The sequence below is a fragment of the Mycoplana azooxidifex genome, from assembly GCF_014196765.1.
In the GTDB taxonomy this organism is placed as follows: Bacteria; Pseudomonadota; Alphaproteobacteria; order Rhizobiales; family Rhizobiaceae; genus Mycoplana; species Mycoplana azooxidifex.
This window is the reverse complement of record NZ_JACIEE010000001.1, coordinates 470,663-485,406: the sequence shown is the minus strand read 5'-3', so window position 1 is coordinate 485,406 and position 14,744 is coordinate 470,663. Positions and strand designations below refer to the sequence as shown.

At 66.4% G+C, this 14,744-nt stretch carries 12 protein-coding genes and 2 pseudogenes; 5 read left to right on the top strand and 9 right to left on the bottom strand.

The features are described from left to right. Nucleotides 1–146: 146 nt before the first annotated feature. Both GGQ64_RS02305 and serB read right to left on the bottom strand, forming a co-directional pair. Nucleotides 147–728 (bottom strand): GNAT family N-acetyltransferase, encoded by a 582-nt coding sequence (locus tag GGQ64_RS02305; protein ID WP_183798424.1) that lies wholly within the window; start codon nt 726–728, stop codon nt 147–149. After that, nucleotides 725–1,627, bottom strand: a complete 903-nt coding sequence (gene serB / locus GGQ64_RS02300; protein ID WP_183798421.1) for a phosphoserine phosphatase SerB — start codon at nt 1,625–1,627, stop codon at nt 725–727. The genes GGQ64_RS02305 and serB overlap by 4 nt, the downstream gene beginning before the upstream one ends. Here serB and miaA point away from each other — a divergent pair. Then, on the top strand, nt 1,626–2,540 hold the full coding sequence (gene miaA, locus GGQ64_RS02295) for a tRNA (adenosine(37)-N6)-dimethylallyltransferase MiaA (RefSeq protein ID WP_183798419.1): 915 nt from the start codon (nt 1,626–1,628) through the stop codon (nt 2,538–2,540). The genes serB and miaA overlap by 2 nt on opposite strands. Before the next feature lie 135 nt (nt 2,541–2,675). Here the strand turns inward: miaA and GGQ64_RS02290 are convergent, their stop codons facing one another. Beyond that, nucleotides 2,676–4,706 carry an ATP-binding protein gene (locus tag GGQ64_RS02290; protein ID WP_183799127.1) on the bottom strand — a complete coding sequence of 677 codons (2,031 nt, stop codon included), beginning with the start codon at nt 4,704–4,706 and terminating at the stop codon, nt 2,676–2,678. Nucleotides 4,707–5,114: 408 nt separating this feature from the next. Here GGQ64_RS02290 and GGQ64_RS02285 point away from each other — a divergent pair, with 408 nt between their 5' ends. Together GGQ64_RS02285 and ilvN are read left to right on the top strand one after the other, a co-directional pair. Next, nucleotides 5,115–6,893: an acetolactate synthase 3 large subunit gene (locus GGQ64_RS02285; protein ID WP_183798416.1), complete on the top strand. Its 1,779-nt coding sequence runs from the start codon at nt 5,115–5,117 to the stop codon at nt 6,891–6,893. 23 nt (nt 6,894–6,916) lie between these two features. Next, complete coding sequence (gene ilvN, locus GGQ64_RS02280) at nt 6,917–7,489, top strand: acetolactate synthase small subunit (protein ID WP_183798414.1); 573 nt, start codon at nt 6,917–6,919, stop codon at nt 7,487–7,489. 6 nt (nt 7,490–7,495) lie between these two features. On the opposite strand, the pseudogene GGQ64_RS02275 reads toward ilvN, so the two are convergent. Beyond that, nucleotides 7,496–7,648: pseudogene (locus GGQ64_RS02275) on the bottom strand (DUF2269 family protein); the annotation flags it as partial. A gap of 92 nt (nt 7,649–7,740) precedes the next feature. Next, nucleotides 7,741–8,586 (bottom strand): aldo/keto reductase, encoded by an 846-nt coding sequence (locus GGQ64_RS02270; RefSeq protein ID WP_183798410.1) that lies wholly within the window; start codon nt 8,584–8,586, stop codon nt 7,741–7,743. Nucleotides 8,587–8,710: 124 nt separating this feature from the next. On the opposite strand from GGQ64_RS02270, the pseudogene GGQ64_RS02265 reads away from it, so the two are divergent. After that, a pseudogene (locus tag GGQ64_RS02265) lies at nt 8,711–9,297 on the top strand (LysE family translocator). Between the two features lie 19 nt (nt 9,298–9,316). Here GGQ64_RS02265 and GGQ64_RS02260 read toward each other — a convergent pair. From GGQ64_RS02260 to GGQ64_RS02250, 3 genes are read right to left on the bottom strand one after another with little or no spacing between them, the layout of a single operon-like run. Further along, nucleotides 9,317–10,114 carry an anti-sigma factor family protein gene (locus GGQ64_RS02260; protein ID WP_183798408.1) on the bottom strand — a complete coding sequence of 266 codons (798 nt, stop codon included), beginning with the start codon at nt 10,112–10,114 and terminating at the stop codon, nt 9,317–9,319. Continuing rightward, nucleotides 10,111–10,692: an RNA polymerase sigma factor gene (locus GGQ64_RS02255; protein ID WP_183798406.1), complete on the bottom strand. Its 582-nt coding sequence runs from the start codon at nt 10,690–10,692 to the stop codon at nt 10,111–10,113. The genes GGQ64_RS02260 and GGQ64_RS02255 overlap by 4 nt, the downstream gene beginning before the upstream one ends. Then, nucleotides 10,676–11,056: a COG4315 family predicted lipoprotein gene (locus GGQ64_RS02250; protein ID WP_183799124.1), complete on the bottom strand. Its 381-nt coding sequence runs from the start codon at nt 11,054–11,056 to the stop codon at nt 10,676–10,678. The genes GGQ64_RS02255 and GGQ64_RS02250 overlap by 17 nt, the downstream gene beginning before the upstream one ends. Before the next feature lie 214 nt (nt 11,057–11,270). On the opposite strand from GGQ64_RS02250, the gene ku reads away from it, so the two are divergent. Next, the gene (gene ku, locus GGQ64_RS02245; RefSeq protein WP_183798404.1) at nt 11,271–12,080 is read left to right on the top strand and encodes a non-homologous end joining protein Ku; all 810 of its coding nucleotides are present in this window, start codon (nt 11,271–11,273) and stop codon (nt 12,078–12,080) included. 56 nt (nt 12,081–12,136) lie between these two features. Here the strand turns inward: ku and ligD are convergent, their stop codons facing one another. Beyond that, entirely contained in the window at nt 12,137–14,743 is a 2,607-nt protein-coding gene (ligD, locus tag GGQ64_RS02240) for a DNA ligase D (protein WP_183798401.1), read from the bottom strand. Nucleotide 14,744 lies beyond the last annotated feature (1 nt).

Sequence of the window (14,744 nt, the reverse complement as noted above, 5' to 3'; positions counted from 1 at the left end):
CGACGATGGCTCAATCTCCGCGATGCCGGTTTGCGCCGGCATCCGGCGGAGCTTGCCCCAAAGCTTGGTCTGGGTGCTATTTCTCTTATGGATCAATCCGTTGCGGCGAAGTGCGGTGAAAATGATTCACCGTGGCGCATGCTGATTCAGCTTCGTGCCCGGAACTGTTGCTGCCGCCAATCGTCCTGCGTGATCGCGTAGAAGACGTGGCGGACGAGGTGGGGGTGACTGGCGGGGACGCGTGGGTGGTCGAAGTCGCGCGCGGGGTCGGGCCGCATGCCGATGCGGCTCATGACGGCGGTGGAGCGGGTGTTGTCCCTGATCGCGAAAGAGACGATCTCCTGCAGGCCGCAGCTTTCGAAGCCGTGTTCGAGCAGCGCGGCTGCGGCCTCGCTCACGTAGCCTTTTCCCCAATGGCGCCGCGCCAACCGCCAGCCGATCTCGACGGTGCCGTCGGGCAGGACGGGTTCGAGATCGGTGCGGGCAAGGCCGCAGAAGCCGATCGGCCGGTCATCGCCCGCAAGCGCGATCGCGAAAAAACCGAAGCCGGTTTCGCCGATCGTGCTCCGGAGCTTGTCGAACAGGGCGTCCGACTGGGCACGGCTGCGGCGGAAGGGGAAGTAGGCCATGACCTCCGGATCGGAATTGATCTCGTGAAAGAGATCGCGGTCTGTCTCGATCCAATTGCGGACCGTCAACCGTTCCGTCCTGAGGATGACCGGGCTCATCCGGCCCGGGCGGGCGATATGAAGTCGGTCTTGCGGTAGCCCTGGATGTAGAGGAGTGCGGTTAGGTCGCCGTGGTCGATGCGGATACTTGCTTCGGCCGCGACCGCCGGCTTGGCATGAAGGGCGACGCCCGCGCCGGAGCGATGCAGCATGCCGAGGTCATTGGCGCCGTCGCCGACGGCCATGGCCTCGTCGGTGGAAATGCCGAGGCGGGCGGAGATGTCCTCCAGGGCGTCGACCTTCGCCTGCCTGCCGAGGATCGGTTCGCGGACTTCGCCGGTCAGCCGGCCGCCGTCCTCCAGCAGGATGTTGGCGCGGTTCTCGTCGAAGCCAAGCTGTGCCGCGATGCGGCCGGTAAAGACGGTGAAGCCGCCCGAGACGAGCGCGGTATAGCAGCCGTGCGCCTTCATCGTGGCGATCAGTTCGGGGCCGCCGGGGGTGAGCGTGATACGCTTTTCGATGACGTCGTCCACCACCGAAAGCGGCAGGCCCTTCAGCAGCGCCACGCGTTCGCGCAGCGCCGGTTCGAAGGCGATCTCGCCGTTCATGGCGCGGGCAGTGATGGCGGAGACCTTTTCCTTCAGGCCGACTTCGGCGGCCAGTTCGTCGATGCATTCCTGGCCGATCATGGTCGAATCCATGTCGGCGATCAGCAGCCTCTTGCGGCGGGTTTCGGCCTCCTGGACGACGAGGTCGACCGGGGCTGTGCCGATGGCGGCGAGCAGATGCATACGCGCCGTCGCCTCTTCGGTGCCGTCGCGAAGGGCGATATCGCAGGCGATCCCGTCGGCGAGCCAGTAGAGGCCGGAGGCGCCGACCAGGTCCGCGGCTTTCTCGCCGAGTGCTGCTTTAAGGACCGGATTTGACGGATTGGCGATAAGCGTGGCAACGAGAGCCATGGCGAGAATTCCTGAAGCTGAGACTGGCGCAATCCTGATAACCGGCCCGACCGCGAGCGGCAAGTCCGCTCTCGCGGTTCGGCTCGCAGTTGCGCATGGCGGCGTCGTCGTCAACGCCGACAGCATGCAGGTCTACGACACGCTGAACATCCTGACCGCACGGCCGCAGCCGGAGGAGACGGGCGGCATCGAACACCGGCTCTACGGCCATGTGCCGGCCGGGCAGGCCTACTCCAGCGGGGTTTGGCTGCGGCAGGCGGCCGAGGTGACGCAGGATCTGCGCGGGAAGGGAAAGCTGCCGGTCTTCGTTGGCGGCACCGGCCTCTATTTCAAGGCGTTGACCGGCGGGTTGTCGGACATGCCGCCGATACCGGCCGACGTCCGCGAAGCCTTGCGAACGCGGCTGGCAGGAGAGGGATCGCAGGCGCTGCATGGCGAACTGGCGCGCCGCGACCCTCATATGGCCGGGGCGATCCGGCCGTCCGACGGGCAGCGCATCCTGCGGGCACTGGAGGTCCTCGATGTCAGCGGCCGCTCTATCCGGGACTTCCAGTCGGCGGCGGGGCCGGCGATCGTCGATCCCGCCCGTGCGCTGAAGCTCGTCGTCCTGCCGGAGCGCAGCCTGCTGCACGCGCGCATCGACAAGCGCTTCGCGCAGATGCTGCGCTCGGGCGCGGTCGAAGAGGTACGCGCGCTGCTTGCGCTCGGCCTGCCGCCGGAGATGCCGGTGATGAAGGCGATCGGCGTGCCGCAAATCGCAGCCCACCTGGCGGGGGAGATGAGCGAGGCCGAGGTAATCAAGCGCGGTGCTGCGGCGACCCGGCAATATGCCAAGCGGCAGATGACGTGGTTCCGCAACCAGATGGACGAAAGCTGGATCAGGACCGACGGTCTTTCGACGACGTTCGATTGATGGTCGGCCTGAACCGCCGGCGGCCGTTCGGCCTCGCAGGCAGCAAGTGCTAGGCAAGCACGTGAGGCACAGGCTCGATGCAATTCCCAGACGAGCGGCGCGGCCGATCTGTCCCCCGCCCGCCGTGCGGACAGGCTACTTCCGCAGCAGGCTGCTCAATGGCTTCTTCAGCAACTGGTCCCTGATCGATCCTTCCTTTCGGATCTCGCCGCCGCCTTCGCCGAAGGCCGGACGCTGCGGCTGGCGGGCCTGTGCGGCCCGGTCGCCGGCCTGTTCGTTCAATTCGCGCCGCAGCGCCTCGAAGCGATCATGCGCGGACAGGGGGTTGGGTCCCTCCGGCACGCGCGGCAGCATTTCCGGCCGGTAAGGCTCGCTCTCAAGGGGGGCTTCGCGCGCGGCTGGCGATGGGTCGCTGCGGACCCCGCCGTCATCGATTCCCGCATGGGGGTCGGCGTACTGCGTTGCTTCACGCTGCGGGATTTCGGTCTCCGCGCCCAGGAAGGAATTCTGGAAGGCGGAGATGTCCGGCCCGGAGACGGAGCGCATGCGGCCGACGATGGAGCGCAGGTCGACGCTGTCCGGCGTATCGTCGCTGGCCTTGACGGCGATGCCGTTCGCCTTCGGCAGGCGGTTTTCCTGCACGCGGGTGAACTTCATGCGCATCGGCACGGTCACGGCCTCGCCGAAGGCGATTGCTTCGCCGTTGCCGATCGAGGAGATGAAGCTCGTGGTCGACGACGACGAATTGGGGATGGCCGAGCGGATGATCTCCTGGTCCTGGTCGTTGGCGAGGCGCATGGCGAAGACGGTCGAGCACTGTGACAGGATCGTCGGGTCGAGCTCGCCCGGGCGCTGGGTGATGATGCCGAGCGAGACGCCGTACTTTCGCCCTTCCTTGGCGATGCGGGCGATCGCCTGTCGGGTCGGCAGGAAGCCGAGCCCGGTCGCAGCAGGCACGTAGCGGTGCGCTTCCTCGCAGACCACCAGCATGTGCACGCCGCCATTGCTCCACAGGCCGATCTCGAAGGCCATGCGGCAGAGCACGGAGGCGACGGAATTGACCACTTCGGAGGGAATGCCGGCCAGTTGGAAGGTGGTGATCGGCTTGCCTTCGCCGGGGATGCGGAAAATCCGCGCGATCGTGTCGAGGATGGTATCGGTGATCGTGTTCGAGGAGAACATGAAATGGTAGCGCGGGTCGTTGATTGCCGACATGATCTTGACCTTCAGCGAGCGAAGGTAGGGCTTTTCCGTGCGGCCCTCGAGCCGGCCGATGCGTTCGTCGACGAGCGCCAGCAGATCGGCCATGCGGTAAGGCACCGGCGTGTCGGCGGTGATCGAGCTCTTTTCCGTGCCGCGGCGCATGAGGTTCGATTCGCCCGAACCGCGGAAGGCCTTCTTCGCTTCCGGAATGAGGTCGCGCAGGACGTCGATTTCCTCCGGGATGGCCGGGCGGCCGCGGAAGACGACTTCCGAGAACTCATCCAGCCGGAACAGCCAGAAGGGCAGGTCCAGCGTATCCGTTTCGATGACGACGGAGTGGTCGGGAAAAGCGGCGGCGAATTCGTTGTGCGGGTCGAGGATGAGGACGCGCAGCTTGGGATCGGCCTGGATCGCCTTGTGCAGCAGCAGCGTCACTGCGGTCGACTTGCCGACGCCGGTGGTGCCGACGATGGCGAAATGCTTGGCCAGCATCGACGGCACGTGGATCGTCGCGTCGAGCGTCTCGTCCTGCGTCAGCTTGCCGATCACGCAGACGTCGTTCAGCCCGGTGTCGTAGACGCGGGCGAGGTCGGCGGCGCGGATGCGGTGGGCGATCGCGCCGAGATAGGGATAGCGGGTGATGCCGGCGGAGAATTCCTCGCGGCCGTCGGGGCCGATATGGACCTCGCCCAGCAATTCCACCTCGACGTGAAAGACGGTGTCGCCGCTCATGGACCAGGTCTGCTGGTCGGTGCCCATCGCATAGACGAGCGCCACGACGCGGTTCTCGCCGACGGAGATGGAGATCAGCCGGCCGACGGACCAGAGCTCGGTGAGCGCGGTCTCACCGGCCTCGGCAACGGCGCTGATCGTCGCGCGCGATCCGCTGCAGGCGACAACGCGGCCGAGATTGCGGTTGCCGGGCGCTTCCTCGTCGCGCCGTTCCTGTTCGCCAGCCGCCATCGAGTGGTGAAAATCGGTGTTTCGCAATCGAAGCACTCCGGGTCCGTTTGCCGGGGGGAATAACAGCAGTACCTAAAAGAATAACAGCAGCCGCTTAATAATGCGTTTCGCGACCGTATGCCCGGATGGGCGAAACCATCGACGGTTGCCGCGACGGTGTGCCGGAACGGGACAAACCGAGCGGACGCTACGACCGGTTGACGGCTTGCGCATTAGCGGTTATCACTCCGCCCCATGATTTCGAACGTCGCGAAGATTCTTGTGGTGGGATGGCGCATGGGCAAGGTGGTGTAACCACCGGGCGAAAGCTCCCATGCGCGGTAAGCAGGCTCCACACGGGGCCTTTTTTTATGCCCGCGTTTTCGCTAATCACACTTTCAAAACACAATAACGGACGGAAACATTCCGATGAGTGCAACTGAGAACCAGATGACGGGTGCCGAGATCGTCTTGCAGGCGCTGAGAGACAACGGCGTCCAACACATCTTCGGCTATCCGGGCGGCGCAGTCCTGCCGATCTACGACGAGATCTTCCAGCAGGAGGACATCCAGCACATCCTCGTTCGCCACGAACAGGGGGCAGGCCATGCCGCCGAGGGCTATGCCCGCTCGACCGGCAAGGTCGGCGTCATGCTGGTCACCTCCGGTCCGGGCGCTACCAATGCGGTGACGCCACTGCAGGATGCGCTGATGGATTCCATTCCGCTCGTCTGCCTCACCGGACAGGTTCCCACCTCGCTGATCGGATCGGACGCGTTCCAGGAATGCGACACCGTCGGCATCACGCGGCCCTGCACGAAGCACAACTGGCTGGTCAAGGACGTCAACGACCTGGCGCGGGTCATTCACGAGGCCTTCCGCGTCGCCCAGAGCGGCCGTCCGGGCCCGGTCGTCGTCGATATCCCCAAGGACATCCAGTTCGCCACCGGCACCTATGTCGCCCCGTCGGCCACGTCGACCCGGCATGCCTACGAGCCGAAGGTCCAGGGGGATCTTGCGCGCATCAAGGAGGCTGTTGAGCTGATGCAGGGCGCCCGGCGGCCCGTCATCTATTCCGGCGGCGGCGTCGTCAATTCGGGCCCGGAAGCCTCGCACCTGCTGCGCGAACTGGTCGAACTGACCGGTTTTCCGATCACCTCGACGCTGATGGGGCTCGGCGCCTACCCGGCTTCGGGCAAGAGCTGGCTCGGCATGCTCGGCATGCACGGCACCTATGAAGCGAACATGGCGATGCACGACTGCGACGTCATGGTCTGCATCGGTGCGCGCTTCGACGATCGCATCACAGGCCGCCTGAATGCGTTCTCGCCGAATTCCAAGAAGATCCACATCGACATCGATCCGTCCTCGATCAACAAGAACGTCCGTGTCGACATTCCGATCCTGGGCGATGTCGGCCGGGTCCTGGAGGACATGGTCCGGCTCTGGCGTGCCACCTCGAAGCAGGCGGGCAAGGAGCATCTGGCCGACTGGTGGACCTCGATCGCCAGGTGGCGGGCGCGCAATTCGCTGGCGTACAAGCCGCACGACGACGTCATCATGCCGCAATATGCGATCCAGCGGCTCTATGAGCTGGCCAAGCATCGCGACACCTACATCACCACCGAAGTCGGCCAGCACCAGATGTGGGCCGCCCAGTTCTTCGGCTTCGAACAGCCGAACCGCTGGATGACCTCGGGCGGCCTCGGCACGATGGGCTACGGCCTGCCGGCGGCGCTCGGCGTGCAGATCGCCCATCCGGACGCGCTCGTCATCGATATCGCCGGCGACGCCTCCATCCAGATGTGCATCCAGGAGATGTCGGCTGCGATCCAGCACGACGCGCCGATCAAGATCTTCATCCTCAACAACCAGTACATGGGCATGGTGCGCCAGTGGCAGCAGCTGCTGCACGGCAACCGCCTGTCGAATTCCTACACCGAGGCGATGCCCGATTTCGTCAAGCTGGCCGAGGCCTATGGCGCCGTCGGCCTGCGCTGCGAAAAGCCCGGCGATCTCGACGGGGCGATCGAGGAGATGATCTCGGTCAAGAAGCCGGTCATCTTCGACTGCCGCGTCGCCAACCTCGCCAACTGCTTCCCGATGATCCCGTCGGGCAAGGCACACAACGAGATGCTGCTGCCGGACGAGGCGACGGACGAGGTGGTCGCGAACGCGATCGACGCCAAGGGCCGCCAACTGGTCTGAGACACGGGGAAGGAACAACGATCATGAACGCACATCTTCAGCCGACCGGCTCGGCCTATTTCATCGCAGCCGAAACGCAGGTCGCAGAAAGCCACACGCTTTCCGTCCTCGTCGACAACGAGCCTGGCGTGCTGGCCCGGGTCATCGGCCTGTTCTCCGGCCGCGGCTACAATATCGAGAGCCTGACGGTTTCGGAGACCGAGCACCAGGCCCACCTGTCGCGCATCACCATCGTCACGAGCGGCACGCCGCACGTGATGGAGCAGATCAAGGCGCAGCTCGAACGGATCGTCCCCGTGCACCGGGTCGTCGACCTGACCGTGCGCGCCAAGGATCTCGGCCACGAGCGGCCGCTGGAACGCGAACTGGCCCTGGTGAAGGTGTCGGGCACCGGCGATCACCGGGTCGAGGCGCTGCGGCTGGCCGATGCCTTCCGCGCCTCCGTCATCGACGCCAACACCGAGCACTTCGTGTTCGAGATCACCGGCAAGGTGTCGAAGATCGACCAGTTCATCGCCATCATGAAGCCGCTAGGGCTGATCGAAGTCTGCCGTACCGGCATCGCCGCGATGAACCGCGGCCCGCAGGGGATGTGAGGGGCGTCAGAACAGGCTGATGGCTGGCCTTGCCAGCATCAGCCAGATGATGCCGAGCACTGCGAGGAAGGCGGGGAAGCCGCAGGCGGACCAGATGCGGTAGAGCCTGCGCCATTCCGCCGGCATCGGCTTGCCGTCGGCTGCAGCCTTGCGCGCCATGAAAGAAGATTGGGACGCTGCGGCATCGATAGCGAAGGACGCGGCGCCCGATTGTCGCGCCGGCAACACGAGCACGGCGCCATCAAGCTCGCTCAGATCATCGCAAGCGGCGCCTTTCGCTTCGGCGGCGGGAAGGCGGCGTCGAGGGCGGCGATGTCCTCGGGGGGCAGCACCAGGTCGGCGGCCTTGCGGTTTTCTGCCACGCGTTCCGGCGAGGACGACTTCGGGATGGCGATGACATGGTCGCGTGCCAGCACGAAGGCGAGCGCGACCTGGGCGGCGGTGGCGCCGTGGCTGCCGGCGATGCGCAACAGAGCGGGGTGGCGGACGAGGCGGCCCTCGTCGAGCGGCGAATAGGCCATGGTGGCGATGCCGCGACGGGCGCTCCAGGGCAGGAGATCGAACTCGACGCCGCGGCGGGCGGGGTTGTAGAGCACCTGGTTGGCGGCGACGTTGCCGCCGCCTTCGACCGAAAGCAGTTCCTCCATGTCGTCGACGTCGAAGTTGGAGACGCCCCAGGCGGCGATCTTGCCGGCCGCCTTCAGTTCCTCGAAGGCCGAGACGGTGTCGGCCAGCGGATGGCGACCACGCCAGTGCAGGAGATAGAGGTCGATCCGCTCGGTTCCGAGCCGCTTCAGGCTCGCCTCGCAGGCGGCGATGGTGCCCCTGCGGCTGGCGTTGGAGGGCAGCACCTTGCTGACGAGGAACACGCCGTCGCGCCGGCCGCGGACCGCCTCGCCGACCACCTGCTCCGAACCGCCGTCGGCATACATCTCGGCGGTGTCGACCAGCGTCATGCCGAGGTCGATGCCGGCCTGCAGGGCGCGGACCTCGGCCGGCGCGGCGGCGTGGCTCTCGCCCATGTGCCACGTTCCCTGTCCGAGGGCGGGCACGCTGCGACCGTCGGGAAAGGTGATCTTGTGCGGTTTGGCGCTCATGTCGTTCTCCCGGGGGAAGGGGGCATTCATCACGTGAAGGAATGACAGTATGACAAGAATTGGCTGGTCCTTCCATGCGCATCGCCTATCAAGGCTGGATATGACACGCGCCACGGAGGGCGTCTTGCCGTTCGAGATATTCCTGAAGCTCGTCGTTTTCGCTTTCACCACATCCATCACGCCGGGCCCGAACAACATGATGCTGTTCGCCTCAGGCGTGAATTTTGGCTTCGTCCGCACCATTCCGCACATGTGCGGAATCGGCGCCGGGTTCTTGACGCTGCTTCTCGGCGTCGGGTTCGGGCTCGTGGCGCTGCTGGAATCCGTGCCGCTCGTCTACACGGCCCTGAAGTTCACGGGCGGTGCCTACCTCGTCTGGATCGCCTGGAAGATCGCGACCTCCGACAGCCTGAGCGACCGCAAGGCCGGGGCGCGGCCGATGACGTTTCTGGAGGCTGCCGCCTTCCAGTGGGTCAATCCCAAGGCATGGGTGATGGCGGTGTCAGCCATGGCGACCTACACCGAGCCTGCCAACTACACGTGCTTCTCGTCGGAGTGGCGTTCGCCGTCGTCAATTTTCCGAGCGTTTCGACCTGGGCGGGCTTCGGCTCGGTGCTGCGCGAATGGCTGTCGGTTCCGGTGAGGCTGCGCGCCTTCAACGTGACGATGGCGCTGCTGCTGGTGGCGAGCCTCTGGCCGATGCTGCGCTGACGTGCCCGCGTGAACGGCCTCAGGCTTCCTCCATCTGCCGGTAGCATTCGTCGGCGACCGCGCGAAGCGCGTCGGCGGAGATCTCGCCGGTGACGGCATAGCCGATCGGGCCATCGATCCAGTAGAAGGTGCGCAAGGGCGCCTGCACGTCGAGGCGGAAGCTCGTCTCGCTGTTCTCGTCGTTGCGGCCGATCATCATCGTCAGCCGCTGGCCGGCCGGGTTCTGGTACATCAGCAGTGCGCCGGGCTTTCCCGCGACCGGAACCAGCCGGCCGCCGACGAGGGCGTAGCCGAGGCTGGAGAGATCGGGGACGCGCAGGCGATAGTCGAGCCGCTTGCCCAGCCAGGCGGCCAGATGCTCCTGCTGGTCCGCTCCCACCTCGACAGGATGGCGGACTTCGCTGGTATAGATCAGGAAAGCCGAGCGCGCCTCGGCCGCGAGCGACGTGTCGGAGGCCCCGGCTGCGGGCACGGTGCCTGCAGGCAGCATCCGGCCGGTGCCGAATCCTGCGGCGAAGATCAGGAGTGTCGCTGCAGCGGCCAGCCCGATGCGTGCGATCCGGGCGCGGTGTCCGGCGACGGCGGACGGACTGCCGTCGGGCCTGAGCAGGTCGGGGTCGTCGATGCGGGCGATGTAGTCGCCGGCGAAGGCGTCGCGGATGCGCTCGTTCTGGCTCCACCAACCGGCCACGCGCTCCGCCTCCTGCGGATGGGCCTCGAGCCAAGCCTCGACCTCGGCGCGGCGGCCGTCATCCAGCAGGCCGTCGACATAGGCATGCAGGTCGTTTTCGCCGACTGTGGCCTTTCCTTCGTTCATTTCGGTCTCCTGAGGGGGACGATGTTGTCCTTTGCCAACAGCTCGGCCAACTGGTGGCGGGCGCGCGACAGGCGCGACATGACCGTGCCGATCGGGATCTGCATGATCCCGGCCGCCTCCTGGTAGGTGTAGCCCTCGACGACGACCAGCATCAGCGTGGTGCGGATGTCGGGGTGCAGCGCGTCGAGGGCGGTTCGGATGCGCGTGCGTTCCAGTGGATCGCCGGTGCGGTCGGTATCGGCGATCTCCTGCGCCTCATCAATTGCCGTGGTCGGCCATCGGACGCGCGCGCGATGACGGTTGCGGTAGAGATTGGTCATGATGGTGAAGGTCCAGGCGCGCAGGTTGACGCCGCGCCATTGGGCGCGCCGTTGAAGCGCCGTCTCCACGCAGTCCTGCAGGAGGTCCTCGCCGTCAGCATCAGTGCGGGTGAGGCTGTGCGAATAGCGCCTGAGGCCGGGGACCAGCACCAGCAGGGCATCCTCGAAGGCGCCGGCCGCGCCTTCATCCGGCGCCTGCCGGGCATGGCCTGCCCGGCGCCCCGATCCGTCTGCGTCGTCCTCAGGGCCGTGCGGCATCCCAGACGCCTTTCACGCCGTCGCCGGCGACATCGCCTTCCTTCTTGTCCTTGATGAAGAAATAGAGCGGCATGCCGTCCTTTGCCCACTGCTTCGTGCCGTCCTTGCGCTCGACGAGGCTGTAGCCGTCGCCGGGCATCGCATCTGCGCCCGCCATCAAAGGCGGCCAGTTGACGGCGCATTGATCGTAGCAGGTCGAGGCGTCCTTGCTATCCTCCTTGTAGGTGTAGAGCGTCATCCCGTTCTCGCCCGCCAGCACCTCGCCCTTGTCGGTGTTGACGGTCTTGACGGGGGCCGCGGCGAGGGCCGCGGCGGCGGAGAGCAGAAGGGCGGTGGCGGCAGTCGCAAGCGTCGTCGTTCTCATTCTCATGGTAGCGGCTCCTCGTTGCGCAAAGGCGATCCCGGCTCGAGCGGGTGCAGCCATGGGACAAAGGAGGACGGCGGTTTATTCCCGCATCGGACGCCCAGGCGGCTTGCCATGGAGAAAGAGCAAGCGCAGGCTCTGCCCATCGAGCGCATTCCGGGGAACGAATTGCAGGGGGAACACGTTTCCACTCCTGCTCACCGAGAAAGAAGCCATGGCGACGCGCATCTTCTGGAAAGGCTATCTGAAGCTCTCGCTCGTCACCTGCCCGGTGGCGATGACGCCGGCGACGAGCGAGGACGAGAAGGTGCGGTTCCACACGCTGAACCGCTCCACGCAGAACCGCGTCGTCAGCCAGTACGTCGATTCCGTCACCGGCAAGCCTGTCGACCAGGACGACGAGGTGAAGGGATACGAACGCGGGGAGGGCGAGTTCGTCCTGCTCGAGGACGACGAACTGGATGCGGTCGCGCTGGATAGCACGCGCACGATCGACATAGAGACCTTCGTGCCGCGCGACAGCGTCGACTGGATCTGGTTCGACAAGCCGCACTACCTGACGCCCAACGATCCGGTCGGCGAGGAGGCGTTCAGCGTCATCCGGGACGCGATGGCCGCGAGCAGGATGGTCGGCATCTCACGGCTGGTGATGTATCGCCGCGAGCGCGCCGTCCTGCTGGAACCGCGGGACCGGGGCATCGTGCTCTGGACGCTGCGCTACGGCGAGGAGGTGCGCCAGCCCGACGCCTACTTCGAGGACATGAAGAAGACCAAGGCGGAGGCGAAGCTGATGACGCTTGCCGAGACCTTCATCGAGGAGAATACGCGACCCTGGACGCCGGAGATGGCGCAGGACCCGGTGCAGGACAGGCTGCTGGAGATCATCGCAGCGAAGAAGAAGGGGCACAAGAAGCCCGCCAAGGAGAAGGCGGACGCGCCGCAGGCGACCGCCTCGAACGTCATCAACATCATGGATGCGCTGCGAAAGAGCGTGGCGGCCGAGCGCAAGCCGAAGAAGACGTGACTGGCCTTCGGGCAGTCTTCCCAGCCCGCCACCTGACCGCCGTCAACTGGCCGTGATCAGGCCGCACGCCCCTTGCGCGCACCCGCGCCGGGGAGCGGGGCGGCGGACTTGCGGAAATCGGCCCAGGGGTCGGACGGGAGCGCCGCCAGCCGCTTTCCCGCATTGAGGACCGTGAAATGGGCGGGGCCGAGGGAAGCGTCGAGCTCGTCCCAGGCGAGCGGCATCGAGACCGGCGCGCCCGGCCGCGCCCGGGTGGAATAGGGGGCGACCGCGGTCTGGCCGCGCTGGTTGCGCAGGTAGTCGATCAGGATCTTGCCTCCCCTTTTGGCCTTGGCGATCGTCGAGACGTATTTGTCCGGGCTGTCGGCGGCCATGCGGTCGGCCAGATCCTTGGTGAAGGCCTTCGCGTCGGGCCATTCCGCCGACGGCTTCAACGGCGAGACGACATGAAGCCCCTTGCCGCCGGAGGTCTTGACGAAGGTGGCAAGGCCCAGATCCTTCATCCGGTCGCGGATCTCCTCCGCCGCGGCGATCACGTCGCTCCAGGCGACGCCCGGCCCGGGGTCGAGGTCCATGATGATGGTGTCGGGCTTTTCCCAGGCGGCGGTCGTCGAGCCCCAGGGATGGATTTCGAGCGCGGCCGACTGCACGAGACCGGTCAGGCCGTCGAAATCTCCGATCGCGATACAGGGCGCCTCGGCGGGTTCCTTGGGGTCGGTCACGAGCGTGATGTGCGCGTTGATTCCCTTCCAGGGATGCTTCTGGAAGAACTGCTGGCCGTCTATGCCGTCCGGGCAGCGCAGCAGCGCCAGCGGCCGATCGACGACGAAGGGCTCCATGAAGGGCCAGACCTCGGCGTAGTAGTCGGCAAGGCCGCCCTTGGTGACGCCCTCCTTCGGCCAGTAGACCCGGTCGGGATGCGTCAGTTCCACGGATGAATTCGGCCTGGCGGTGGATTTCGACATGGTCGACTCCTTGCTTCCGTTTCTGTTTCTGCCTCCGGCGCCGGTTGCGGTGCTTGCCGTTTCGCGAATGATGTCCTTCGGCTGCTTGTCCTCGCGGATGCCGCGGAAGGAGGCGTGGCGCAGGTGGCCGTCGGCCGTCCATGCCCGGAATTCGACCTCGGCGACCAGTTCCGGCCGTACGAAGCGCGCGCCGCGGGCCTCGACGGCGGTGAGCGGCTGCGCAAAGGGGCTGGCCTCGGCCTTCAGGCGCTCGAGGCGCTTTGCCAGGTCGATGGCGAGTGCATGGCTGAAGCCGGTGCCGACACGGCCGACGTGCTCCAGCCGGTCGCCGTCGTAGACGCCGAGGACGAGCGATCCGACCGCCTTGCGCGCGGTCGAGGAGGGGACCCAGCCGGCGACGACGAATTCCTGGCTGAGGGCGCACTTGGCTTTCAGCCAGCCCTTGCTGCGGCCGGACCGGTAGGGATCGTCGGCGACCTTCGAGACGATGCCTTCCAGGCCCAGCCGGCATGCATGCGTCAGCAGCACCTCGCCGTCGTCCTCGAAGTCGGTGCTGTAGCGAAGAATGCCGGTTTCCGAAGGGATGATCGTGTGCAGCAATGCCTTGCGTCGGACGAGCGTCGCTCCAGTCAGGTCGTAGCCGTCGAGATGCAGGAGGTCGAAGGCATAGTAGACGAAACGATCGGTCCGGCCCTCGCTGAGATCCGCCTGGAGGGCGGAGAAGTCCGATGCGCCGGAGCCGCCCTCGACGACGAGTTCCCCGTCGAACAGCGCATTGCCGACGGGCAGGTCTCGAAAGGCCGCCAGGACCTGCTTGCCGAACCTGTCGGTCCAGTCCAGCCCGCTGCGGGTCAAAAGCTTGGCCTTGCCGGCCTCGATGCGCGCCTGCAGCCGGTAGCCGTCGAACTTGATCTCGTGCAGCCAGCGCGCGCCGGCGGGAGGCCTCGTCGCAAGGGTCGCCAGCGACGGCTCCACGAAGGCCGGCAGCCGCGCCTTCCGCGCGCCCTCGATCTTCGCCGGATCGCCGGGCGTGACCGCCGCCGGCGCCGCGTCGTCCATGTCGGGCGGAGCCGTCTTGGTCTTCCGCGCAGCCTTCTTCGTGATCCGGCCCGTCTTCGACGACCAGCCGGGCTCCTCGCCGGTGACGTCGGCGATGACGCGGCCGGTCTTGACCGATTCCGGCCGCTCCTCGAGGATGTCGGGCGCGCCTTCGTCGCGGGCGTCGTCGTCCTCGCCCTTGATGAGCAGCCAGTTCTCCCTGCGCTCGCCGGGCTTGCCCTCCATCCGGACGAGATGCCAGTGGCCGTGCAGTTTCTCGCCGTGGAGCTCGAATTCGAGGTGGCCCTTGGCGTAGCCCTTGTGCGGATCTTCCAGCGGCTCCCAGGTGCCGCGGTCCCAGACGATCACCGTGCCGCCACCATATTCGCCCTTCGGGATCGTGCCCTCGAAGTCGCCATATTCCAGCGGATGATCCTCGACGTGGACCGCCAGCCGCTTTTCGCCGGGAACGAGGCTCGGTCCCCGCGTCACGGCCCAACTCTTCAGGGCGCCGTCCATCTCGAGCCGGAAATCGTAGTGAAGCCGGCGCGCGTCATGCTTCTGGATGACGAAGCTGGCACCGCCGGCCTTCGCTTTGCCGCCCCGCGGCTCGGACGTCTTCTCGAAGTTGCGCTTGCGGCGATAGGTTTCGAGCGCCATC

What these genes read in the sequence shown, in the direction of transcription:
- ligD (WP_183798401.1), bottom strand. Translation starts at nt 14,743, where the DNA reads ATGGCGCTCGAAACCTATCGCCGCAAGCGCAACTTCGAGAAGACGTCC.
- GGQ64_RS02255 (WP_183798406.1), bottom strand. Translation starts at nt 10,692, where the DNA reads ATGCCGCACGGCCCTGAGGACGACGCAGACGGATCGGGGCGCCGGGCA.
- GGQ64_RS02250 (WP_183799124.1), bottom strand. Translation starts at nt 11,056, where the DNA reads ATGAGAACGACGACGCTTGCGACTGCCGCCACCGCCCTTCTGCTCTCC.
- ilvN (WP_183798414.1), top strand. Translation starts at nt 6,917, where the DNA reads ATGAACGCACATCTTCAGCCGACCGGCTCGGCCTATTTCATCGCAGCC.
- GGQ64_RS02285 (WP_183798416.1), top strand. Translation starts at nt 5,115, where the DNA reads ATGAGTGCAACTGAGAACCAGATGACGGGTGCCGAGATCGTCTTGCAG.
- GGQ64_RS02270 (WP_183798410.1), bottom strand. Translation starts at nt 8,586, where the DNA reads ATGAGCGCCAAACCGCACAAGATCACCTTTCCCGACGGTCGCAGCGTG.
- GGQ64_RS02260 (WP_183798408.1), bottom strand. Translation starts at nt 10,114, where the DNA reads ATGAACGAAGGAAAGGCCACAGTCGGCGAAAACGACCTGCATGCCTAT.
- ku (WP_183798404.1), top strand. Translation starts at nt 11,271, where the DNA reads ATGGCGACGCGCATCTTCTGGAAAGGCTATCTGAAGCTCTCGCTCGTC.
- miaA (WP_183798419.1), top strand. Translation starts at nt 1,626, where the DNA reads ATGGCGAGAATTCCTGAAGCTGAGACTGGCGCAATCCTGATAACCGGC.
- GGQ64_RS02305 (WP_183798424.1), bottom strand. Translation starts at nt 728, where the DNA reads ATGAGCCCGGTCATCCTCAGGACGGAACGGTTGACGGTCCGCAATTGG.
- GGQ64_RS02290 (WP_183799127.1), bottom strand. Translation starts at nt 4,706, where the DNA reads ATGGCGGCTGGCGAACAGGAACGGCGCGACGAGGAAGCGCCCGGCAAC.
- serB (WP_183798421.1), bottom strand. Translation starts at nt 1,627, where the DNA reads ATGGCTCTCGTTGCCACGCTTATCGCCAATCCGTCAAATCCGGTCCTT.